Annotated in this window: 1 protein-coding gene; it reads right to left on the bottom strand. The window is 28.3% G+C overall.

What is annotated here, in order from left to right; genetic code table 11:
* The coding region (locus DYH56_RS15690; protein ID WP_114643785.1) for an IS91 family transposase at nucleotides 1–875 on the bottom strand (875 nt) is incomplete at both ends.

Genomic DNA, 875 nt, shown 5'->3' with positions numbered 1-875 from the left:
AAATCTCCATATTTTTTATGATGAAAAGAAGTTAGCTTCATTTCGGTAAAACAATTAGGACAAATCAATGGATCTTTTCCATAAATTTTAAAAATACGTTCTCTCCAAGTTAAAGGAATGATAGCAGAAATCTTTTTTTTGAAAAAACATCTAATATGTGATTTAAGGTTTGTTTTAATGTTTCTAGCATAAAATCCATATCTTCGGATAGCTTTAAATCCTTTGGGATTAATGTGTAAAATTAGTCTGCCAATAAATTTAAATAACGGAAGTGTAAGAAATATTTTTTCTTTTGTGGCAACGTCAATATACCAAAATGTAACTTGATTATTTTCGAATTTAGTTATTCTGTACTCGGCAATAGCAGGCCTCATGAGATAACGTCCAATATATTTTAATGCGCTAACTTCGTTATCAAGGGTTTCACCTTTAAGATTAATGAAAAAATCTTTTTTGTAACAAAGAGATATGATTTCTTTAGTTTTTTTGCATTTAGGATAAGCATTAGCGATACTTTTAAGAACTAAATATCTCCAAGAATTATTGAAAAATTTAGGTGGGAAAAACTCAAGGCTTTTCCACGTAAGATTCTTTTTAAAACCACCGAGGGAAAGAATTACATGAAAATGAGGATGAAAAGAAGAATCTCTACTAAAAGTATGAATAGCAACAATCAGTCCGAAATTTTCAATATCATATTTCTTAAACCAAGCTTTAAAAAGAGTTTTGATATGCTCAGAAAAAGTAGCTAATAAATCTCTTTTAATAATTGGGTAGTTCCAAATTTCTTTAGGAAGAGTAAAGATCATATGCTTGTGTTTTTTATCAATTAATTGAGAGGATAGTTTATGAGCCCATTTTTCTGCATAAATTTT

The sequence above is a fragment of the Psychrilyobacter piezotolerans genome (assembly GCF_003391055.1).
Taxonomy (GTDB): domain Bacteria; phylum Fusobacteriota; class Fusobacteriia; order Fusobacteriales; family Fusobacteriaceae; genus Psychrilyobacter; species Psychrilyobacter piezotolerans.
The sequence above is the reverse complement of the archived record's forward strand: the minus strand, read 5'-3'. Positions and strand labels throughout refer to the sequence as shown.